This is a genomic window from Bacillus sp. FSL R10-2780 (assembly GCF_038006125.1).
GTDB classification, from domain to species: domain Bacteria; phylum Bacillota; class Bacilli; order Bacillales; family Bacillaceae_G; genus Bacillus_A; species Bacillus_A cereus_U.
The window spans coordinates 93,459-117,658 of the sequence record NZ_JBBOUQ010000003.1; the positions used below are offsets into that span (position 1 = coordinate 93,459).

A 24,200-nucleotide genomic window follows, 5' to 3' on the forward strand; every position below is an offset into this window, starting at 1 on the left:
TGAGGTTTTTTGAGTAAATTATTTGTTTTTGGGAATGGTTTTGATCTAGATCATAAACTTCCCACAAGTTATGAGCATTTTCATCAATATCTTTTAAAAACTTATCCAGGAGCTAGGAAGTTAACGCCTTCTTATGACGTATCAATTCAAACACATGAATGGGAAATTGATGTTGGTAATACTGAAGCAGTAGCGTTTATTAGGCAGGCAATTAGTGAAGTAGAAGGGGATAACTGGTGGAATGTAGAGAGTAGTTTAGCGCATTTGCCGTTTGAAGATTACCTTAGTGATCAGGAAGATTTGTTTGATTTGTAGAATGATAAAGAGTTATTTAGAAATGTATCTAGAAATGAAGACACGTCAGATGCATTTTATCGTGTTATGTTAAAGTTCCATAATTTTCTTGTAGACTGTTTTAGATCTATTGATATATCTAAAACACGTTTGAATGCAAAGTTTGAGAAGGAAATTGATAGAGAAAATGACTTTTTCCTTACATTTAATTATACGTATGTATTTGAAGAGATATATGGTGCGGAAAATGTATGTCACATACATGGCGAACGAGATGATTTTGATGAAAATATTCTTTTCGGTCATAATCATGATCATGAAGGGGAAGAATATGAAAATTCACATATTGGTGCTACGGAGAGTTTGGGAAAAATACATAGACTATTAAAAAAGGATACGGATAAAGCCTTAGATTTAGGAATCAGGTTTTAAAGGTGAATTTAAAGTGTTTTCTATGAAAGAAAATGAAGAATCTGAGGATGAATAAAAAGAATGCAGATTAAAAACTGCATTCTTTTTATTTAATATCAATTAATTCATAGAGTTTAAACGTGTTCCTATTTTACTTGAATTCAACATAAAATTTTGTGTCTATAATTCCGAAAGCAACTTTACATGGGAACGGATTTTTTCCTGTTGAAGCAGCACGCATACAAGAAAGTACCCAATATTCCAGTTCTAAAGGTAAGCGGTATACTTGAATGCTACCATCATTGGTTTTTACTGATACGATTGGTGTATTTACCCTAGTTGTAGCGAAACCGTCCGTTGTTATCATTGCCACTGCATCATTAGTATGAAAACCGGTGCTTAAAACTTCATAAAGCTTTCCATCTTTCTCATTGATAATCATAGGTATGTTTAAATAAGGATAGTTATTTATATCATTATGAATAACTGTTCTTGAGGTATTCTTTCTTATCTGATTCCCTTGCATTTTATACACTCCTTTATAACAATCCAAACGTGATCACTTAAATCCATTCTATTTTACGTCTATTATATTCGAAAATTGTAGTGTCATCTTATTATAAAAAGCATCGGTACATATGACAGCACTATTTAGCGGATCAATATCAACAACAGTCATATAGCTTGAGAGTAAATAACCGTCTTCATAATGACATAGCAAAAAACAGGTCTTTTCGTTTCAAAATTACAACTAAATCAATTTTGAAACATATCAGTAGAATTCTAGATGTTTTGACACACCTATTTTTAAAAGTAACCCAAAATCCTTATTTGTAAGGATTTTGGGTTACTTTTTTCTTATTCCCCCTTTTCAAGGGGATAGACAAAAACACCCAAGAAACAAAAAAAGCTTGTGATTAGTAATCAAGCAAGCTTTTTTATCAAACTTTATTTAAAAGTTACACATTGTATGTTTTGGTAATACTTATGGTTTAACAGGTGAAGAATCAGTTAGAACATCTACTTCTGCTATAGAAGCAAATCCATTCTTTCCGTTCGTTACTTCCACTTTTACATATTTAGCGGAAACAGGTTCGAATGTTGCCAATTTTTGTGTCGTACTATCTTCCCATGTTCCAGAAGCTACTTTTTGATAGTTACTACCATCCATGCTTGTATAAATATTATAGTTTAAAATACGGCCATTTCCTACTTTATCTTGTCTTGGGAGACATGCTACTTGGGTAATTGTTTTCGTCTGACCGAGATCTAACGTTAAGTTGTATGGATATTGATTTGTTGTACTCCATTTGCTATGCCACATTGTATTTGGGTTTCCATCAATTGCGTTACTAGCTGGATCACGTGATTCCTCACTGTTTGCACTTGCTTTCATTATTTTTTTAGACAATACAGCTAGTGGTTTAACAGGTTTAGCATCCGTCGCTTCCCATATAGGGGCAATTAATGTTGGATTATTTAAAGCTTCTACTTTTTGTCTCGTTTCTTGTGATGCTTTCAGCCCCCATTGATCAAAAAATGGAAGTAAATTTTGTTTCGCTACTTTCGATGTATTGTAAATAAATAATTGTATTTTTTCTTCATTAGGTAATCTCTCTGGTAACTCTCGATATAGTTTGTGAAGATTTGGATAAAAATCTTCACCATATGCTAATTGAAGTTGCCAAAGCATAACAAGTTTCACAAACAAGTCGTCAATATTTTTATATTCTTTATCTGTTTGTTTTAAATATGTAAAGGCTCTATCGTAATCCTTATTTTGTTCTAAACGTGTTGGTTGATTCGGGAATAATTGCTTTTGTGCAGCTAAAGAATATAGGTTAACAGTTACTTCCCACGTACCTCTTCGATCATCCCACGTCCATGGCTGTTGCTGTCTTTTATGTCCTGCTTCATGCATTTGTCCCCATCCAAATTTATTAACATCTAAAGCACTTTCGATTGCGTTACCAGCAGTAGTGAAAAATACTCCATTAGTACTTGCATACATGCCCCAAGTTGGTTTTTTATGATTTTCTGCAAAAGGCCAAATGCGACGAGTTGGACGATGCTTCGGATTCGGGTCTGTTTCAGATAACCCTGATATCTTATCTTGTGCTCGAATCATTTCATCATATTTTTTTAATAGAGGAACAGGATCTTGATCCACAATATATTTCTTGGCACTATCCTGCGTAACGGTAAGTACTGCTTTTTCTGATTTCAATTGTACAGCATGTGCATCTGGGTACTTGTCCATCATTGCAATCCAGTCGTCTTTCGTATGTTTCCCTAGTTCAAAGAATGGAACAGGGCTCCCGCCTTGTGTTACTTTCACCGTAACTGTTCCTTTTTTTTGATAGTTATCAAACCCTAATAAACCACCGTTCGGAGAGGAGATCGTGTTAGAACCAGGAGAAAGGTCAATTTCTTTTCCCGCTTCTTTATCATATTCAGTTGTCCCAATAATCGCTTTAATCTTTTGTGTTCCCGATACCTCAATTGTAACTTGTTCATTCGGTTTTACATAGATTCCTGTTGGCATATATGATATTGTATATGATCTTCTTTCTCTTTCTGCTTCCTCATAGTAACTTCCTGTACCTGGAAGTTTAAACTCCCTCTGTTCATATTGATTTTCAGTTTGCGCGGCAACCGTTTCAGCTTGAACTGTCAAGTTATTTGTTATAGTAGGTGTAAATAGTGTGGTTGCCAAAATAGCAGATGTCGCAAGTACTTTCATCGGTTTTTGGAACATAAAATTATTCTTTTTCTGCATATAAATCATCCTTTCCTTTTCAATTCGTTCCATTAAAGCCCTTTCGATGAATGAATGTAATTGATTTCTATTTCCTGTCGGTTTCATTTTTTTGAAAATTAAGAAATAAGTGCTCGTAAATCGTCCTAGAGTTTGATAAATATAAAACATACCCGAAGAAAGAAATCTCGATCCGTGTTCATACTAAATAATTACGAAAGGTAGGATATGGGAATGGAACGAACCCATTTCCCTTTTTCTTATTACTCCGAATTTAACATCAAACAGGTCGTATAGCAATCAAAATTAGACAATTTTAGCTATTTTTCGACATTTTTTGTCAACTTACTAAAATAGTAGTCTCACGTCTATCAACTAAAAGAATTTGAAATCGGGTGTTTTTGTCTATCCCCTTGAAAAGGGGGAATAAGAAAAAAGGGTTCTGGTGCAAAAACTATAAGATTTATGTAACTAATCTCTGAACCTTAGACATACTAATACTCTAAAAAAGGACGTGATCAGTTTGGAAAAGCAAAACCTATTCAAGTGGAAACATTATCAGCCTGAACTAATCTTATTAACAGTAAGGTGGTGCCTACGGTACAATTTAAGCTTCCGTAACCTGGTGGAAATGATGGAGGAAAGAGGATTATCCATTGCTCACACAACGATTATGCGCTGGGTTCATCAATATGGACCTCAATTAGAAGAGAAAGTACGACATCATCTAAAATCAACAAATGATTCATGGAGAGTCGATGAAACCTATATTAAGGTAAAAGGGCAATGGATGTATTTATATCGTGCCGTTGATTCAGAAGGGAATACCATTGATTTTTATCTAAGTAAATCAAGAGATAAACAAGCCGCCAAGTGTTTTTTCAAGAAAGCCCTGGCTTTTTCGTACGTTTCTAAACCTCGCGTGATAACAGTCGATAAGAACCCTGCCTATCCTATAGCAATTCAAGCGTTGAAAGAAGAAAAACATATGCCTGAAGGCATAAAGCTTAGACAAGTTAGATATCTCAATAATATAGTGGAACAAGATCATCGTTTTATTAAGAAACGTGTGCGTTCTATGTTAGGGTTCAAGTCTTTTGGCACAGCTACATCCATTCTTGCAGGAGTAGAAGTCATGCATATGATCAAAAAAGAACAGATTGATTTACGGGATCAGTCTGTTCAAAATCAGAAAGAATTCATCCATCAATTGTTTGGGCTAACAGCATAAAATACAATTCCGCTAGAAATATATGCGCTATATTCTCATTTATTTTATCTTTGCACCAGAACCTCTTTTTCCACATATGTATACACTCCTAGTCTGTTGAAGTTCTATAATTCTTATTGATGATATCTTGCATGTTTGCGATAAAGAATAGAAGGAATATGATGCCTATGATGCCGCTAACCCAATAATATGTACCTCCAGTTGTGAATTTATCATAGAAGGAGTAGGCGTTCGAGATTACAAGAATTACTGAGCATATAGTAGAAATTACTAATGAACCGAAACTTCTCATGATGGTCACCTCAATTCTAAAAGTTATGATTTTATATATATATATAAAGATTCACAAAGGAATTACCATAGGATTAGTTATGATGAATTACTTACTTCCTAATATATAAAATAATCATGTAACAGATATAAAATATACATAGCGCTTAAAAAAATAATGTGTGGAGGAATTACGGCATAATGTCGAAAAAATAAGAATTGTGAGATTTTTTGTTGATTTATGTCGTTTTTAATGCTATACTCATAACAACAAAGAAAGAGAAAACAAAAACCCTTATCTAGTAAGATATCAGAATTTTTAGTTTTCTACGATTGTTTTACTTCTTGTGCCCTAGAAGTTTGTGCATTTTTTTTCACTCTTTCTTTGTTTTACCCTATAAAAGAAAACAACCTGTTTTTATACAGGTTGTTTTCTTTTGTAAAAATTTAATTTGTTGTTTTTATAACAGTTGGGATTACTCTTTTAAAATTATTATGGTTTATAGGGAGGCGACAAGTAATAGATTGGATATTTAACGATGAGTCTAAATTATAATAGAGTGAATCCAGAAAGAGATGAAAACTAAGAAATTTGGATGTTAGTTTTTTATGCGAATCAAATTCTAATATAAGAAAATAAAGTTAAGTGTCATAGTATAAGGTTATAGTATTACCTATGAAAATTTATTTGGTGCTACCCTTAGTTGACAAATAGCTCAAAAAAAGAACCCAATTAAGGTTCTTTTTTTGATGTTGATTATTTTTGTTCTAAAATACGTTCAACCTCATCTATGCCCAATTTACTGGCTTTAGCAATCGTTTCAAGTGGTACACCAAGTTCATGCATACCTTTAATCATCTGTATTTTTCCTTGCTGAACCCCTTCTTGGATTCCTTCTTTTTTCCCCTCATTACGAGCATGAGCAAACTTTGCAGCCTCATCCATTAAGGCCTTTTCTCTTGCTTCATATGCTTGACGGAAAGAAGAATCTTGACTCATACGTTCCCACTTATTCATTGCTTTTTGTAAAATCGGATCTTGGTTCATGGCAATGTCCTCCAATGTTTGTGTGAGATACTCATCTTCATTCGCTGGTAATAATAATAACCAACGAACAAACGAGTCTTCCCACGGATTAACTTTCTCTTCACGCCATTGCTGTAGTAACTTTGGAATCTCTACAATATGAACTTCTATATCGTCACTTAATAACTTTTGTTGTTGCTGATTCCAAAGGATTCCTGTTGTATGAAACGCTTCATATTCTGGAAACATCACGAAGTTTAACAAGTTTATGGTAATTGTTTTATGAAGTGAGCTATAAGGCATTCCTTTTTGCAATTGAGAGGTGTATAACCTTCCCCAATAATATAAGCTTCGTTTGATCATATCGTGATTGTTATTCAATTGTATTTCTACATTTACCTTTGTTCCTGTATTTAATGTAGCCGAAATATCTAAAATTGATAATTTATCTTCTTCATATTCTCGATGCAAATGTGGATCTTCTAATTGTAGGGCAACAATAGGTGATTCTAAAGAATCTTTTAATATGGCATTTAAAAAGGCAACTAAAATATCTTCATTCCCATTTGTGCCAAATAACTGCTTAAATGCAAAATCGATACGTAAATTTACTAATGAATTGGACATGGTTTTCCTCTTCCTGTTTCAGACTATATCTTTACCTTTATTGTACATAAAACTAAAGTCAATATGCAAACAATCCCCTATGACTTATATAGGGATATAAGTTTTTCTCTTAAAGGAATACATTTGGAACAGAGGGATTAAGTGAAAAGAAATAAAGGTACGCTCAAAAGATTTAATTTTCTGGAAATAAGTATTTACAAAAATATTTATTTGAATTAAAATACGAACTACAAAGATTCGACATTATACGACAAAATGATATTATTTTTCAGAATATTAAAACAACTAGAAGTGAGGTATCTATATGAATCTATTTCGAAAAAAATCTATTTCAGCATTATTAGCACAGTCAGAACAAAAAGGAGCATCTTTACAAAAAGAACTCGGTGCATTTGATCTTACTATGCTCGGGGTCGGCGCTATTATCGGAACTGGGATTTTCGTTCTTACCGGTGTAGCCGCAGCAGAACACGCAGGACCCGCACTTGTTTTGTCGTTTATTTTATCCGGTTTAGCCTGTGTATTTGCAGCATTATGTTATTCTGAATTTGCATCAACTGTACCGGTATCCGGTAGTGCGTACACTTATAGCTATGCAACATTTGGAGAATTAATCGCTTGGATTTTAGGTTGGGATTTAATTTTAGAATATGGATTAGCTTCCTCAGCTGTTGCATCTGGTTGGTCAGGGTATTTACAAGGTCTATTAAGTGGATTTGGGATTACATTACCTACGGCTTTAACAAGCGCATATAATCCTGAAGCGGGAACATATATAGACTTACCAGCAATCTGTATCATCTTTCTAATGACGTTGTTATTAACAAGAGGAGCAAAAAAATCAGCGCGTTTTAATGCTATCATGGTAGCTATCAAACTTTTTGTTGTCTTACTATTTATCGGCGTTGGCGCTTTCTATGTAAAGCCTGAAAACTGGACACCCTTTATGCCGTTCGGCTTCTCTGGCGTAACAACTGGGGCTGCAACTGTATTCTTTGCTTACATCGGATTTGACGCTGTATCAACAGCTGCTGAAGAAGTCAAAAATCCACAGCGTAACATGCCAATCGGTATTATTGCTTCTTTAACAATTTGTACGATTCTATATATCGTTGTTTCATTAGTTTTAACTGGGATTGTACCTTACGATCAGTTAGGTGTGAAGAATCCTGTTGCATTTGCACTACAATACATTCAACAAGATTGGGTTGCTGGTTTCATTTCTTTAGGAGCGATTACTGGAATTACAACTGTATTACTTGTTATGTTATATGGACAAACACGATTATTTTATGCAATTAGCCGCGATGGCTTACTACCAAAAGCACTTTCTCGCGTAAATAAAAAAACAAAAACACCTGTTATCAATAGTTGGATTACTGCTACTATGGTTGCTTTCTTTGCTGGTTTTGTTCCTTTAAGTAAACTAGCAGAATTAACAAATATCGGTACATTATTCGCATTCATCGTTGTATCAATTGGAGTAATTATTTTACGTAAAAAACAACCAGAACTACCGCGTGCTTTTAAAGTGCCTTTGGTACCATGGATTCCTGCTTTAGCTGTTCTATTCTGTGGATACTTAGCATTACAACTCCCAGCAACAACATGGATCGGCTTTGCAATATGGCTTGTAATTGGACTTGTTGTCTACTTCAGTTACGGTTACAAAAATAGTACACTACAAAAGGAACAAAAAGAAGACGTAGCATAATGAAAAAGCTGTTGTCCCATTAGGACAGCAGCTTTTTTCCGTTCTGGTGCAAAGTATTGTACCATCAAACATTTCAATAATCTCATTGAACAAGACCATCGTCATTTAAATTGTCTGGGTTTCAAAACCTTCGCTATGCTGCTCGCACTACTATTTTTTATTCCAATAATTACTTATGTTTACGATACTTCTCTTCCATTAATTGGCCGAACTGGTCGGTTATTCGTTGGGAATAATTTATGAAACGTTTCAATTTGTTTTTTGGACATCTCTATTGTCTGTTTCATCACAATCCACTGGACATTTTCTGTACAAGGAGGTGTTGTCAAAGAACCCATGTAATGGAATGACGAATGATCTGAAGGAAGAAGCTGTTTTATATCAATGGTATGCTGCACATCACCCTGTGAATTTTTGCTGTTCGGGAGATTTTCCCACATTTCTGCAATACCTTCGTTTTTTTGTCCTTCTTTTATCATAATACCTACTACTGCTAACTGACCTTGATCATTTTGATGGACCAGATGTAGTTCCATATCTGCATGTTTTCCTTCAAATTGATGTTCACTTGGTGTATGGAAATGGAATTGTTTTAATGTGTAACGACTTTCTCCCAGCGTGAGATAATCATCAGAACTATTTGCTTTCCCCTCAATACTATGCCCATTATTTTTAATAGAAAATGATATTGGTTGATAATTAATTTGCAAATGATTAGAATCCTCAACTGTTGATTTTATTTGTTCCGTTTTGATATCTATCGGAGATTGTTCTTGCCCATTTAAACACATTTTGTATTCTGGTTTCAATTCTCCCCAGTGCTCTGGACCAGTAGTCCCTTCATATGACCACTGCGTATTTTTCTCTGTAGATTTTTCTTGTGTAGCTGTATCCTTGTTTGACTGTTCTTGTTTTGCTGTGTTACACCCGATCAACACTGCACTCATTGTCAATATAAGGGGAGTTTTATAAAGAAACTTTAAGCCTTTCATACTGTTTCCTCCTAAGATGATAAAATATTGTATTTAAAGAATATTTCATGTAACTAAAGGTTCTGTTACAAATTCACCAAAAATATCAAGAATCTAGAGAAGCATCGTTCCATTATTATGTAATTTAAAATTTTAAATAGAGAAATGGGATATCGGAAGCTATACAGTTAATTTGTGAGCAAAGGAGTAACTGTGCTCATTTCTCAAGTTAGAAAAGCTTTATACAAAGTCAGATTGAAGTAAAAAGTTATTAAATACTATAAGAAATGGAAGCAAGAACATATTACATTTCCTAATTTGATATTATTCCGTGTGTCCTCATTTAGCATTAAATAGAATGACTTCTTACCAATACCCAAAATCGATTTTGTAATCTAATTTGGGTTCCAATTTTATTAATTTGGTCATTTTTATTTGGCATTACTTCATTCATTTCGAAACATGGGCTTGCTTTCCGACTAAATGTTTTGTTATATCTATACTCCCCCCTTATATCTAATCGAGATTGACTTTTAGTTTATATTCATTATAATTATATATAAATTATTAAAAAGAAATCAATATAGATTTATATTCTTTGATGTGATACTATATATTTCTGGTTCTGTTGCAAAGCTTTCGAAACGAAGTTATGCTTTTGAAAAGATAAACGGAAGCGTAATAAGTTAGATATTTTAAAGTAAAACAATTCAAACAAGATATTATTTGGGTGTTTTTGCTCAAATCTGCGAAATGGGGGAATTAGCTTAATTGGGGTCACTTTCCATCACCATCAAGCTAAGAAAATATCCCCAAAATAAAAAAGTGACTTCTCAAGATGAGAATGTACAATTCTATTTTGAGAGCGTCATAAAATTCTTAAGTTGATGGATATATATATGGTAACCCATACTAATTAACGACCAGTATTGTTTTGCGAAAAAAATGTCGAAATTATGCGAAATTTGAATTTTTTTGTCTTGTTATGCTTTATATTTAGTGCTAAACTCATAATACAAAGAAAGAGTAGCTGAAAAGATCCTCCTTTAAACTGAAAATATTGAAAATTCAGTTTAGTATACATCTGATTGATATTTACGCTTACTACTCTTTCTTTGTTTTATTTTATATATTATATCGGGTATAGATAGCGAGGTGACTGAGATGTGATTAATTGGTAAAAGTAGAGTGTGAGTATTCTGTTATTCTTATGACACCTTAATTACTTAAGTGCACATTTATTACAAATATTTGTAAAGGGAATTGAGGCCGATTGTGCCGATCTAGCAATGTGAAATTTGGTTTCATGCAAATAAAGAAATAAGCAACTACAATTAATTATGAATCTAGTCGTCATGCTGAGAATTTAATTGAAGGTTTGGTATAGCGAGATTTAGCCATGAAGTTTATAAGTCATGTAGATTGTGATTAAAATTCTAAATTCATAAGCTGACAAAAATTAGTGAACGTTACTGTTCATTCTTTTAAAAAGCATAGGACTACTTAATTATAAACCTAGGAAATGATATATAAGAGGTACATGAATAAACAAAATTGTTTGTGGTTTTTACTAAATGAATCAAAATTTAGGCAGAGGTTTAGCACAAGCACTTAAGGATGATATTTCGGTGTATGTAGGAGGGAATATAAAATAAAAAGTTTATCCCAAATGAGGTATTAATTTATGTTTGTTTTTTTAATTACACAATCAGTTACAAAAGTTACAAAAACTATTTTTATTATTTAAATAGTCTTAATATTACGGGTGGGAGCATGAAAAAAAATGTCCTTAGGGGGAGGTAAGAGAATCTGGTAAATAAAATTGTGAATCATTAAAAAGGTGCTATCAAACTTGGACATACTGATATTATGAATCTAAAAATGATGGGAAGTAGTATGAATAAGTCAATAGTATTTGAATGAAAACAGTATTAACCAGAAAATTTATGCTTCTAATGAGATGGCATACATGATACAACTTAAGATTGCAAGATTTGATAGGAATGATGCAAGAATATGGCCTTCCCGATTACAATACTATCATATAATTTCATATATCTAAATATTTAAAATTATGATTTTAGATCAGAAAAAATGAGGATTTATGGAGAATAGAAGAATTGTTTATAGAAAATCAATTTTCAAGATTTTAAGGTTATAACAATCGAAAGACAAAAATGCCATCAACCTATTGAGTCATTGTCATAGCATATTCATATTAGTAGCCATCTAAATATAATTGACAGGAGAATGACATGGTAAAAAGAGTGATTTCGATTTCTACGATTATAATGCTATTTATGTTGACGATAGGTCAGAGTTTCACATCTATAATAGCAAGTGCACAAGAATTAAATACAACAGGATTTGTGGATAGTTTTACATTCGACAAAACGGAATTAAATTATGGAGAACGATCGGGAATAAGAGTAGATTTTAGTGATAAATCCGGAAATCAAATGAAGGCTGGAGATACACTAACATTAACACTACCTGCAGAACTAGCAGGGTATAGTAAAGCAATTGACTTGAAGAATGAAAACGGTGTTAGTTTTGGTACTTGCCAAGTAACAACAACTAATGTGGTATGTACATTTAATGATACGGTTGAGAAACTTCAAAACATTAGAGGCTATTTGTCCTTTGAATTCAAAGCAACTAGTAATGTAGGAGTGAATCAAACGATACCAGTTGATACAAATTTAGGTACAAGTTTAGCAACTCAAAGGGTAACAATTAAAGGACCAACTGAGGGGACGGGTACAACAACATTTACTTACAAAACAGGTCAAATTTACCCAGAGGCTCCGAATGAAATCAAGTGGCAGTTGAATGTAAATACTACTGGTTCGGAACAGTTAAGTTCTGATGTTGTTTTGACCGATACTTTACGATCGGGTCAAACATTTAAGCAGGAAGACTTTACTATAATAGTTGGAAATGAGGATTTTACACCACAACAATTTAGGGATAAAGGCTATGGAACGATTACGTTTAACGGTAACTCTTTCGAAATTAGAGGTTATAAGGATTATGTAAGTGGGAAGTATTTCGGTATGCATTATAGCTCGGTTATAACTGATAGCGGAATGAACGAAAAATATTTGTATAATGATTATACAATTAGTTATCAGATTCTAAATCAGCCACCGGTAACCGTTTCAAAGGAATCCGAGGTTAAAAATATAAACGCAGATGGTGGTGCGCAAGGTGATTTACCGCCTAAAGGTACACTAAGAATTGTGAAGCATATTGAAGGAGATAATACAAAATTCATCCCAGATGTTACGTTTAAGTTGCATAAGGAATCGGGTGAACAAATTGGCGATACTTATACAACGGGTGCAGAAGGTATTGTTGAAATGTCTAATTTAGACCCAGGAAATTACTATGTAACAGAGATTAAAGCTCCAGACTATGTGGATTTCGATCCTCAAGTAAAAGTGCCTTTTACAATTGATGCAACTGCTCAAAAAGGTGTAAAGTTGATGATTCCGAATAAGGTGAAAACGACATCCATTTCAGGAACGAAGACTTGGAATGATAACAATGCAACAGATCGTCCGAGCACGATTCAAGTAGACTTACTGAAAAATGGTGACGTAATCCAGACACAAGACGTGACAGCAGCAAACGGTTGGAATTATACATTTGCAAATATACCTGCATATGATAATGACGGTAATGCCTATACGTATACAGTAAAAGAACATCCAGTAGCAGGATATAAATCGGAAGTAAACGGTTATAACATAACGAATACAAAAGATGCAAAAACAACAGTAGCAGGAACGAAAACTTGGAATGACAACAATGCAACAGATCGACCAACAACAATCCAGGTAAACTTACTGCAAAATGGCAACGTAGTTCAAACACAAGACGTAACAGCAGGAAACAATTGGAATTATACGTTTGCAGACCTAGCACAATATGATGCAAATGGCGTTCTTTATACGTACACAGTAAAAGAGCATCCTGTAGCGGGATATAAATCAGAAGTAAATGGCTACAATATTACGAATACAAAAGATGCAAAAACAACAGTAGCAGGAACGAAAACTTGGAATGACAATAATGCATCAGATCGACCAACAACAATCCAAGTAGATTTATTACAAAATGGTAACGTAATTCAAACACAAGATGTAACAGCAGCAAACAATTGGAATTATACATTTGCAGACTTAGCACAATATGATGCAAATGGTGTTCCTTATACGTACACAGTAAAAGAGCATCCTGTATCGGGATATAAATCGGAAGTAAACGGTTATAACATAACGAATACAAAAGATGCAAAAACAACAGTAGCAGGAACGAAAACTTGGAATGACAACAATGCAACAGATCGACCAACAACAATCCAGGTAAACTTACTGCAAAATGGCAACGTAGTTCAAACACAAGACGTAACAGCAGCAAACAATTGGAATTATACATTTGCAGACTTAGCACAATATGATGCAAATGGTGTTCCTTATACGTACACAGTAAAAGAGCATCCTGTATCGGGATATAAATCGGAAGTAAACGGTTATAACATAACGAATACAAAAGATGCAAAAACAACAGTAGCAGGAACGAAAACTTGGAATGACAACAATGCAACAGATCGACCAACAACAATCCAGGTAGACTTATTGCAAAATGGCAACGTAATTCAAACACAAGACGTAACAGCAGGAAACAATTGGAATTATACATTTGCAGACCTAGCACAATATGATGCAAATGGCGTTCTTTATACGTACACAGTAAAAGAGCATCCTGTATCGGGATATAAATCGGAAGTAAACGGTTATAACATAACGAATACAAAAGTGGCAAAATTGACAGTAGAAGGAACGAAAACGTGGAAAGATGGAAACGCAACAGACCGTCCGGCAATGATCAAAGTAGACTTACTACAAAACGGTAACGTAATCAAAACACAAGACGTACTAGCAGTAATGGGTTGGAAATATATATTCGCAGATTTACAAGCATACGATGCAAATGGAGTAGCTTATCAGTATGAAGTGAAAGAACATCCAGTAGCGGGATATCAATCTAGCGTAAGCGGTTATGATATTACGAATACAAAAGTAGGCGAAACAAAAGTAGAAGGAACAAAGACGTGGAACGATAACAACGCAACAGATCGTCCAAGTTCATTTAAAGTAGATTTACTACAGAATGGTAAAGTAGTAGACACAAAAGAAGTAACAGCGGCAACAAATTGGAAGTATACATTTGAAAAACTCCAAGCATACGATACAAACGGAGTAGCTTACATCTATACAGTAAAAGAACAACCAGTAGACGGATACAAATCGGAAGTAAAAGGTTATGACATTACGAATACAAAAGTAGGCGAAACGAAAGTAGAAGGAACGAAAACGTGGAAAGACGGAAACGCAACGGATCGTCCAAGCACGGTTAAAGTAGATTTACTACAAAACGGTAAAGTAGTAGATACGAGAGAAGTAACAGCGGCAACAAACTGGAAGTATACATTTGAAAAACTCCAAGCATACGATACAAACGGAGTAGCTTACATCTATACAGTGAAAGAACAGCCAGTAGACGGATATAAATCCGAAGTAAAAGGTTATGACATTACAAATACAAAAGTAGCACAGACAACAGTAGAAGGAACAAAGACGTGGAAGGACGGAAACGCGACAAATCGTCCGAAAACAATCAAAGTAGACTTACTACAAAATAGCCAAGTAGTTGCGACGCAAGAAGTAACAGAAGCAACAGGTTGGAAATATGGATTCAAAGACTTAGCGGCATATGATGCAGAAGGTAATGCGTATAAGTATGAAGTAAAAGAACAACCAGTAGATGGATATAAATCCGAAGTAAAAGGTTATGACATTACAAATACAAAAGTGGCACAGACAACAGTAGAAGGAACAAAGACGTGGAAGGACGGAAACGCGACAAATCGTCCGAAAACAATCAAAGTAGACTTACTACAAAATAGCCAAGTAGTTGCGACGCAAGAAGTAACAGAAGCAACAGGTTGGAAATATGGATTCAAAGACTTAGCGGCATATGATGCAGAAGGTAATGCGTATAAGTATGAAGTAAAAGAACAACCAGTAGATGGATATAAATCAGAAGTTCACGGTTATGACATTACGAATACAAAAGTAGCACAGACAACAGTAGAAGGAACAAAGACGTGGAAAGATGGCAATGCGACAGATCGTCCGAAAACAATCAAAGTAGATTTACTACAAAACGGTCAGGTCATCAATACACAAGAAGTAAGTGAAGCAACAGGTTGGAAATATACATTCAAAGACTTAGCGGCATACGATGCCGAAGGCAATGCGTACAAGTATGAAGTAAAAGAACAACCAGTAGATGGATATAAATCAGAAGTTCACGGTTATGACATTACGAATACAAAAGTAGCGCAAACAACAGTAGAAGGAACAAAGACGTGGAAAGATGGCAATGCGACAGATCGTCCGAAAACAATCAAAGTAGATTTACTACAAAACGGTCAGGTCATCAATACACAAGAAGTAAGTGAAGCAACAGGTTGGAAATATGGATTCAAAGACTTAGCGGCATATGATGCCGAAGGTAATGCGTATAAGTATGAAGTAAAAGAACAGCCGGTGGATGGATATAAATCCGAAGTAAAAGGTTATGACATTACAAATACAAAAGTAGCGCAAACAACAGTAGAAGGAACAAAGACGTGGAAAGATGGCAATGCGACAGATCGTCCGAAAACAATCAAAGTAGATTTACTACAAAACGGTCAGGTCATCAATACACAAGAAGTAAGTGAAGCAACAGGTTGGAAATATACATTCAAAGACTTAGCGGCATACGATGCCGAAGGCAATGCGTACAAGTATGAAGTAAAAGAACAACCAGTGGATGGATATAAATCAGAAGTTCACGGTTATGACATTACGAATACAAAAGTAGCGCAAACAACAGTAGAAGGAACAAAGACGTGGAAAGATGGCAATGCGACAGATCGTCCGAAAACAATCAAAGTAGATTTACTACAAAACGGTCAGGTCATCAATACACAAGAAGTAAGTGAAGCAACAGGTTGGAAATATACATTCAAAGACTTAGCGGCATACGATGCCGAAGGCAATGCGTACAAGTATGAAGTAAAAGAACAACCAGTAGATGGATATAAATCCGAAGTAAAAGGTTATGACATTACAAATACAAAAGTGGCACAGACAACAGTAGAAGGAACAAAGACGTGGAAGGACGGAAACGCGACAAATCGTCCGAAAACAATCAAAGTAGACTTACTACAAAATAGCCAAGTAGTTGCGACGCAAGAAGTAACAGAAGCAACAGGTTGGAAATATGGATTCAAAGACTTAGCGGCATATGATGCAGAAGGTAATGCGTATAAGTATGAAGTAAAAGAACAACCAGTAGATGGATATAAATCAGAAGTTCACGGTTATGACATTACGAATACAAAAGTAGCACAGACAACAGTAGAAGGAACAAAGACGTGGAAAGATGGCAATGCGACAGATCGTCCGAAAACAATCAAAGTAGATTTACTACAAAACGGTCAGGTCATCAATACACAAGAAGTAAGTGAAGCAACAGGTTGGAAATATACATTCAAAGACTTAGCGGCATACGATGCCGAAGGCAATGCGTACAAGTATGAAGTAAAAGAACAACCAGTAGATGGATATAAATCAGAAGTTCACGGTTATGACATTACGAATACAAAAGTAGCGCAAACAACAGTAGAAGGAACAAAGACGTGGAAAGATGGCAATGCGACAGATCGTCCGAAAACAATCAAAGTAGATTTACTACAAAACGGTCAGGTCATCAATACACAAGAAGTAAGTGAAGCAACAGGTTGGAAATATGGATTCAAAGACTTAGCGGCATATGATGCCGAAGGTAATGCGTATAAGTATGAAGTAAAAGAACAGCCGGTGGATGGATATAAATCCGAAGTAAAAGGTTATGACATTACAAATACAAAAGTAGCGCAAACAACAGTAGAAGGAACAAAGACGTGGAAAGATGGCAATGCGACAGATCGTCCGAAAACAATCAAAGTAGATTTACTACAAAACGGTCAGGTCATCAATACACAAGAAGTAAGTGAAGCAACAGGTTGGAAATATACATTCAAAGACTTAGCGGCATACGATGCCGAAGGCAATGCGTACAAGTATGAAGTAAAAGAACAACCAGTGGATGGATATAAATCAGAAGTTCACGGTTATGACATTACGAATACAAAAGTAGCGCAAACAACAGTAGAAGGAACAAAGACGTGGAAAGATGGCAATGCGACAGATCGTCCGAAAACAATCAAAGTAGATTTACTACAAAACGGTCAGGTCATCAATACACAAGAAGTAAGTGAAGCAACAGGTTGGAAATATACATTCAAAGACTTAGCGGCATACGATGCCGAAGGCAATGCGTACAAGTATGAAGTAAAAGAACAACCAGTAGATGGATATAAATCAGAAGTTCACGGTTATGACATTACGAATACAAAAGTAGCGCAAACAACAGTAGAAGGTACGAAAACGTGGAAGGACGGAAACGCAACAAATCGTCCGAAAACAATCAAAGTAGACTTACTACAAAACGGTAAAGTAGTTGCGACGCAAGAAGTAAGTGAAGCAACAGGTTGGAAATATGGATTCAAAGACTTAGCGGCATATGATGCCGAAGGTAATGCGTATAAGTATGAAGTAAAAGAACAGCCGGTGGATGGATATAAATCCGAAGTAAAAGGTTATGACATTACAAATACAAAAGTAGCGCAAACAACAGTAGAAGGAACAAAGACGTGGAAAGATGGCAATGCGACAGATCGTCCGAAAACAATCAAAGTAGATTTACTACAAAACGGTCAGGTCATCAATACACAAGAAGTAAGTGAAGCAACAGGTTGGAAATATACATTCAAAGACTTAGCGGCATACGATGCCGAAGGCAATGCGTACAAGTATGAAGTAAAAGAACAACCAGTGGATGGATATAAATCAGAAGTTCACGGTTATGACATTACGAATACAAAAGTAGCGCAAACAACAGTAGAAGGAACAAAGACGTGGAAAGATGGCAATGCGACAGATCGTCCGAAAACAATCAAAGTAGATTTACTACAAAACGGTCAGGTCATCAATACACAAGAAGTAAGTGAAGCAACAGGTTGGAAATATACATTCAAAGACTTAGCGGCATACGATGCCGAAGGCAATGCGTACAAGTATGAAGTAAAAGAACAACCAGTAGATGGATATAAATCAGAAGTTCACGGTTATGACATTACGAATACAAAAGTAGCGCAAACAACAGTAGAAGGTACGAAAACGTGGAAGGACGGAAACGCAACAAATCGTCCGAAAACAATCAAAGTAGACTTACTACAAAACGGTAAAGTAGTTGCGACGCAAGAAGTAAGTGAAGCAACAGGTTGGAAATATGGATTCAAAGACTTAGCGGCATATGATGCCGAAGGTAATGCGTATAAGTATGAAGTAAAAGAACAGCCGGTGGATGGATATAAATCCGAAGTAAAAGGTTATGACATTACAAATACAAAAGTAGCGCAAACAACAGTAGAAGGAACAAAGACGTGGAAAGATGGCAATGCGACAGATCGTCCGAAAACAATCAAAGTAGATTTACTACAAAACGGTCAGGTCATCAATACACAAGAAGTAAGTGAAGCAACAGGTTGGAAATATACATTCAAAGACTTAGCGGCATACGATGCCGAAGGCAATGCGTACAAGTATGAAGTAAAAGAACAACCAGTAGATGGATATAAATCAGAAGTTCACGGTTATGACATTACGAATACAAAAGTAGCGCAAACAACAGTAGAAGGTACGAAAACGTGGAAGGACGGAAACGCAACAAATCGTCCGAAAACAATCAAAGTAGACTTACTACAAAACGGTAAAGTAGTTGCGACGCAAGAAGTAAGTGAAGCAACAGGTTGGAAATATGGATTCAAAGATTTAGCGGCATACGATGCCGAAGGCAATGCATACAAGTATGAAGTAAAAGAACAACCAGTGGATGGATATAAATCCGAAGTAAAAGGTTATGACATTACAAATACAAAAGTAGCGCAAACAACAGTAGAAGGAACAAAAACGTGGAAGGACGGAAACGCAACAAATCGTCCGAAAACAATCAAAGTAGACTTACTACAAAATGGCCAAGTAGTTGCGACGCAAGAAGTAAGTGAAGCAACAGGTTGGAAATATGGATTCAAAGACTTAGCGGCATATGATGCCGAAGGTAAGGTATATAAGTATGAAGTAAAAGAACAACCAGTGGATGGATATAAATCCGAAGTAAAAGGTTATGATATTACGAATATAAAAATCAAGGAAGATCCAAAAGATCCGAACGTAGATCCAAAAGATCCGAGCGTAGATCCAAAAGATCCGAGCGTAGATCCAAAAGATCCAAGCGTAGATCCAAAAGATCCGAGCGTAGATCCAAAAGATCCAAGCGTAGATCCAAAAGATCCGAGCACAGATCCAAAAGATCCAAGCACAGATTCAAAAGTTCCACCAACTAAAGAAAATACTAAGACATCAGTATGGCTTCCTAACACAGGTGGAACATCAATGGAGATGATTTCATATATTGTAGGAATGTTGTTGGTAGCTTTAGGTGGATTCGTATTTGTTCGTCAACGAATGAGATAAAAAGACTGGTTATGTTGGTTTGAATTATAGCTTGATCAAAGTATTGCTACAAATATTGATTTATAAATAGAGGAAACCCACACATTTTGAAAAAAGTTTGATCAAAATGTGTGGGTTTTAATTTTGGATTCCTTAAGTTTTTATAAAAAAGATTAATCATCTTATTAAGGTGATTAATCTTCGGTTTACTTCAAAATCAATTGTGTTTTTTGTGTTTACTTTCATTCAATACACCATCAGCTAGAAATTTAATACTCGCTCCTATACTTAAAGCAACTATTACTCCTTCTATTTTAGTCTGATAGAAATTAAATATAAATAATACAACAGAAAGTACAATACTTAAGATAGCACTCATATAATATTTATTCACAGACTAGCTCCTTTTATTGTAATTTTGATAGAGTTGTATTATTGCCCTGTTGGTTTTTAAATTTGTTTTTCTCCTGCAGATTCACTTGTTTTTGCTAACTATTAGTTGAAGAAACAGGAATATCTTCGCTATTTTTGATAACGAAAGTAGGGATATATATAGAAATATCCACTTATAGAAATAGGGGAATTTCTATATTTAAGATTATTAGAAAGTTTATACCTCCCAAGAAGTCCCTACTTCAAACAGTTCGTAAAGCTGCTAAATGGCGAGAGTACAATATGAGATTTTCTTAACATAAACAGATAACCCTTTAGATAATTAAATCTAAAGGGGAAAATTTAATAAATTATATAACTGTACTTCATGGTTCTAGGATGTACCTAAAAAGATGAATAAGAGTTTTCTTTTTTGAGAGTAGATATAGGAAGATTTATATTAACTGTTGTTCCTTTTCCTACTTCACTTTCAATAAGTATCTTTCCTTGGTGCTTCTCAATAATTTTATAACAGATCATTAATCCTAAACCGATACCATTTTCTTTGAGACTATAAAATGGTTCTCCTAGGTAAGGTACACGTTCCTGTTCAATTCCACACCCATAATCAGTAAATCGAATGTTTACCTGGTTTTGATCAGGCACATATTCGATTTGAATCAAGATTTCCCCTCCCATTGAAGTTGCCTCAATTGCATTTTTTAAGATATTTATAAAAGCTTGCTTTAATTGATTCCCTTCACAAAGTATGAATGAAGTATCAGATGTAAACTCAGTTGTAATTTGTATGCAATTCATTATCGCTTGAGGTTCAAGTAACATTACAATTTGCTTCATTAATACATTCAGGTCATTAGTTTTAATTTCTAATGCCTCAGGTTTTGCTAATGTCATAAATTCATTAGTAATACTATCTATACGTTCAATCTCTGCTAACACTATATCTATATAATGCTCAGTGTTCTTATTTTCCATTGATTTTAATAACTGCATGAATCCTTTCATTGCTGTTAAAGGATTTTTAATTTCATGTGCAATTGCAGTGGATAATTGACCTACTACAGCAAGTTTTTCCGATTTTCGTAATAATTCTTCTGTTTTTAAACGTTCTGTGATATCTCGAGAGATACTCAAGAAAACATTTTTGCCATTCAAGTTAAAAACACGGACACCAAATTCAGTTGTAATTGTTTGTCCTGTCGGAAAAACAAATTCATCTTGCAAAGTGAAAGCAGTTTGCCCTTCTCTAATTTTTTCTATCACTCTTTTGATTATCGGAGAATCTGGCGGAACGTTACTAGGAAATGGCATCGAAAGAAGCTCTTCTCTACTATATCCAAATCTTTTACATGCAACAGGATTTACCTCAATAAATCGAGCTGGAAGTTGATCCTCATTTAGCTCTACTACATATACTGCGTCAGTTGCTTGTTCGATGAGCGCACGGTATTTCATTTCACTGTCTCTTAATTGTTGATGTAATTGACGGCGTTCTCTTTCTGCTTGTTTCCTTTCAGAAATGTCTCTACAAATTCCTGATAAAGCAATTATATTGCCCCTTAAATCTAGAATTGGTGAAACCGTCACGTTTACATCAATTAGAGTTTTATCTTTTCGTTGTCTAACTGTTTCTAACCTAGTAATAACAGGGTCTTGTATATTGGTATTACTAATATTTTTGATTAACTCTAAAGTTTCATTCATTAAAAAATCAGGTACGCAAGGTAATTTTTTTCCCAAGCTTTCTTTTTCTGACCAACCAAATATCTTCTCATAAGCTTTATTCGCTTGTATCATATGTCCATCTAAATCAAATATAGTGATAGCATCTACGTTATGATTTACAAATGACTCCAGACGTTCTTTCGTCACCTTTAGTTCATCTTCCGCATTTTTTCTTTTCGTTATATCAACCGTAGAACCAACTACCTCAATAACTGTTCCTTCTCGTATAACAGGCCTAAGAGAGAAAAGGATAATAGTCTCATCAGTTGGCCATGGCAGTTCGAAATTGACTTCTTCACCATCCCATGCCTCTTGATAATATTTTAGTAGTCGAGGAAGTAAATGAAATGGAACAATGGAAGAATCTATGGTCAGTAAACTTTTTCCTACCACTTGTTCGGAGTGAAACCCATGGTGATAAAATAACTGCCCATCACATAAAGTGTGGATAAAATCCCCATTTTCTTTTTTAAATTTAAAAATACCTCCTTGCAATTCATGTACGGTATCCCTTAATACTTGCTTTGATTCTAGTAAAGTTTCATTCGCTTTAGCTAGGTCTTGTGTTAAGTTATATAAATTTTGATAGGATTCCATAAGAAAAACACCAATTAAGAGTCCGCAAGATATAAATAATGTACCTTGGATGTCAAGAAGTATAAGTGAGATAGAAGGAAAAAAGAATCCAAATACCCAATGAATTATGGCTAGATAAACAGCTAGATAAAGAAAGACGCTTTTAAAGGGATGGGTATTTTTGAGATATGTTTTGAATATAGTATATATAGTAGCAATTCCTAAAGCAGCTATCAAAGCTGGTCCCCAATCACCACCAAGGTAGAAAATACGCATAAATAAAATAAAAATTAATGTAATCCAGCCAGCTGTACGACCAAAATAAATAAACGAAATAATAAGAGGAACGGCTCGCAAGTCATAAAACAATCCCATGTGCTTAAAATTAAAAATCATCAAAATAGCAGCTATGATACCTGAATATGTGCCCCAAAATAAATGGATAAATTTGTAATCCATTTTCCTTATAAATACTTGAATAAAAATAGCTGAACTAGCTAGGAAAGAAAAAATAGATAGATTAATGAAGAATCCTGTGAACAGCATGCCATATTCCCCCCTTTTTACATGTATTCGACAAAGAGTATAAAAATCCTACAAATTGCATCATAATTAGACTTATTATTCTAAATAACAAGACTGTTTTTGGAGGAGAGATATGAGTAGTGATAAAAATTTAGCTCCTTTTTACCAGGATTATCAATTGGGTGTGTTGGATAACAATATTTATATAATTTTCAGCACAAAAAGTTTCCATTCCAGAGAAAATCACATTCCAGATTTGTTTGTAATCGATTTTTAATGAATCGTTAATATATTTGGTATCGAATGAGATTATGTTTGTTATTCGGGATTTTAAGTAGCTTAAATGAAATTTCGAAAAAAAAGGGTTTGAGAATGATTTTTTTAAGGTTGTTGCATATATTTTATTAAGTATTGGAATTTTTAAAGGTTATTTTGGCAGGGTTAGCGAGGCTTGTGAAGAAACGTAGTGTAATTGTAAAAATATATGAAAACAAAAAGCATGTAAGGATGAGTTGTAAGCGTACTATTGGAAAGGAAGTGGGGAAATCATGATACATCGATATGAAATTGATTTTTCTGTGATGTATGATGGCAAGGTAACAGACTTACAATCAGCAATTATTCCAGCACATTCTTTAGAAGAAGCAAACAAGAAATTACAATCGGAAGTAAAGCGGAGGTTAGGGAAATGTGTTGTCACAATTGATCATACAAGCTTACTTGTTTCAGAGGATAGTCGATACACAATTGGATGAAATGAGGAGAGGAGTCTTGCAATCAGCAAGGCTTTTTTATCGTTTGAGTTTGATGGAAAGCGAACAATTACAGATTTAGTATATCTACCTCGACAAGATTGGTCAGAAAATGGTCATATTTTAAAGAAATTCGAATAGAAAATGAGTAAATCTTCCTTACAAAAATGTCACATTCCTGTAAGGTTATTAGATAGTTTAGCTACTTTTTCCATGTCATAATAAAGACATAAGAAACGCCAATTAAAAA

12 protein-coding genes and 3 pseudogenes are annotated in these 24,200 nt (G+C 34.6%); 7 read left to right on the top strand and 8 right to left on the bottom strand.

Translation table 11 applies throughout. The annotated features are described in order from the left end of the window. The first annotated feature begins 9 nt into the window (after positions 1-9). Positions 10-726, top strand: a pseudogene (locus NSQ47_RS26705) (AbiH family protein). 130 nt (positions 727-856) lie between these two features. On the opposite strand, the gene NSQ47_RS26710 reads toward NSQ47_RS26705, so the two are convergent. The 3 genes and pseudogenes from NSQ47_RS26710 to NSQ47_RS26720 all read right to left on the bottom strand — a co-directional run bounded on the left by NSQ47_RS26710 (position 857) and on the right by NSQ47_RS26720 (position 3,517). Beyond that, positions 857-1,231, bottom strand: coding sequence for a hypothetical protein (locus tag NSQ47_RS26710; protein ID WP_078181996.1), 375 nt, complete (start codon positions 1,229-1,231; stop codon positions 857-859). A gap of 48 nt (positions 1,232-1,279) precedes the next feature. Beyond that, positions 1,280-1,426: pseudogene (locus tag NSQ47_RS26715) on the bottom strand (YolD-like family protein); the annotation flags it as partial. A 264-nt stretch (positions 1,427-1,690) separates the two neighbouring features. Then, on the bottom strand, positions 1,691-3,517 hold the full coding sequence (locus tag NSQ47_RS26720; RefSeq protein WP_341038716.1) for a M60 family metallopeptidase: 1,827 nt from the start codon (positions 3,515-3,517) through the stop codon (positions 1,691-1,693). Positions 3,518-3,986: 469 nt separating this feature from the next. On the opposite strand from NSQ47_RS26720, the gene NSQ47_RS26725 reads away from it, so the two are divergent. Next, entirely contained in the window at positions 3,987-4,694 is a 708-nt protein-coding gene (locus NSQ47_RS26725; protein WP_341038718.1) for an IS6 family transposase, read from the top strand. A gap of 88 nt (positions 4,695-4,782) precedes the next feature. Here the strand turns inward: NSQ47_RS26725 and NSQ47_RS26730 are convergent, their stop codons facing one another. Together NSQ47_RS26730 and NSQ47_RS26735 are read right to left on the bottom strand one after the other, a co-directional pair. Beyond that, the gene (locus NSQ47_RS26730; protein ID WP_088099778.1) at positions 4,783-4,986 is read right to left on the bottom strand and encodes a hypothetical protein; all 204 of its coding nucleotides are present in this window, start codon (positions 4,984-4,986) and stop codon (positions 4,783-4,785) included. Positions 4,987-5,721: 735 nt separating this feature from the next. Beyond that, entirely contained in the window at positions 5,722-6,618 is an 897-nt protein-coding gene (locus tag NSQ47_RS26735; RefSeq protein WP_000071773.1) for an Rpn family recombination-promoting nuclease/putative transposase, read from the bottom strand. A 304-nt stretch (positions 6,619-6,922) separates the two neighbouring features. Here NSQ47_RS26735 and NSQ47_RS26740 point away from each other — a divergent pair, with 304 nt between their 5' ends. Both NSQ47_RS26740 and NSQ47_RS28300 read left to right on the top strand, forming a co-directional pair. Beyond that, positions 6,923-8,332: an amino acid permease gene (locus NSQ47_RS26740; RefSeq protein WP_002162378.1), complete on the top strand. Its 1,410-nt coding sequence runs from the start codon at positions 6,923-6,925 to the stop codon at positions 8,330-8,332. Positions 8,333-8,383: 51 nt separating this feature from the next. Continuing rightward, positions 8,384-8,481, top strand: a pseudogene (locus NSQ47_RS28300) (IS6 family transposase); the annotation flags it as partial. Positions 8,482-8,511: 30 nt separating this feature from the next. Here NSQ47_RS28300 and NSQ47_RS26750 read toward each other — a convergent pair. Next, complete coding sequence (locus tag NSQ47_RS26750; protein WP_341038721.1) at positions 8,512-9,324, bottom strand: carbonic anhydrase; 813 nt, start codon at positions 9,322-9,324, stop codon at positions 8,512-8,514. 2,234 nt (positions 9,325-11,558) lie between these two features. Here NSQ47_RS26750 and NSQ47_RS26755 point away from each other — a divergent pair. After that, a complete protein-coding gene (locus NSQ47_RS26755; protein WP_341038723.1) occupies positions 11,559-20,000 on the top strand; it encodes a Cna B-type domain-containing protein in 8,442 nt (2,813 codons plus the stop codon). Between the two features lie 196 nt (positions 20,001-20,196). On the opposite strand, the gene NSQ47_RS26760 is transcribed toward NSQ47_RS26755, so the two are convergent. Together NSQ47_RS26760 and NSQ47_RS26765 are read right to left on the bottom strand one after the other, a co-directional pair. After that, positions 20,197-20,373: a hypothetical protein gene (locus NSQ47_RS26760; RefSeq protein ID WP_341038724.1), complete on the bottom strand. Its 177-nt coding sequence runs from the start codon at positions 20,371-20,373 to the stop codon at positions 20,197-20,199. Positions 20,374-20,756: 383 nt separating this feature from the next. Next, positions 20,757-23,219, bottom strand: a complete 2,463-nt coding sequence (locus NSQ47_RS26765) for a PAS domain S-box protein (RefSeq protein ID WP_341038726.1) — start codon at positions 23,217-23,219, stop codon at positions 20,757-20,759. Between the two features lie 112 nt (positions 23,220-23,331). Here NSQ47_RS26765 and NSQ47_RS26770 point away from each other — a divergent pair, with 112 nt between their 5' ends. Together NSQ47_RS26770 and NSQ47_RS26775 are read left to right on the top strand one after the other, a co-directional pair. Beyond that, on the top strand, positions 23,332-23,475 hold the full coding sequence (locus NSQ47_RS26770; RefSeq protein ID WP_002162238.1) for a hypothetical protein: 144 nt from the start codon (positions 23,332-23,334) through the stop codon (positions 23,473-23,475). 271 nt (positions 23,476-23,746) lie between these two features. Continuing rightward, on the top strand, positions 23,747-23,953 hold the full coding sequence (locus NSQ47_RS26775; RefSeq protein ID WP_070129399.1) for a hypothetical protein: 207 nt from the start codon (positions 23,747-23,749) through the stop codon (positions 23,951-23,953). Positions 23,954-24,200 lie beyond the last annotated feature (247 nt).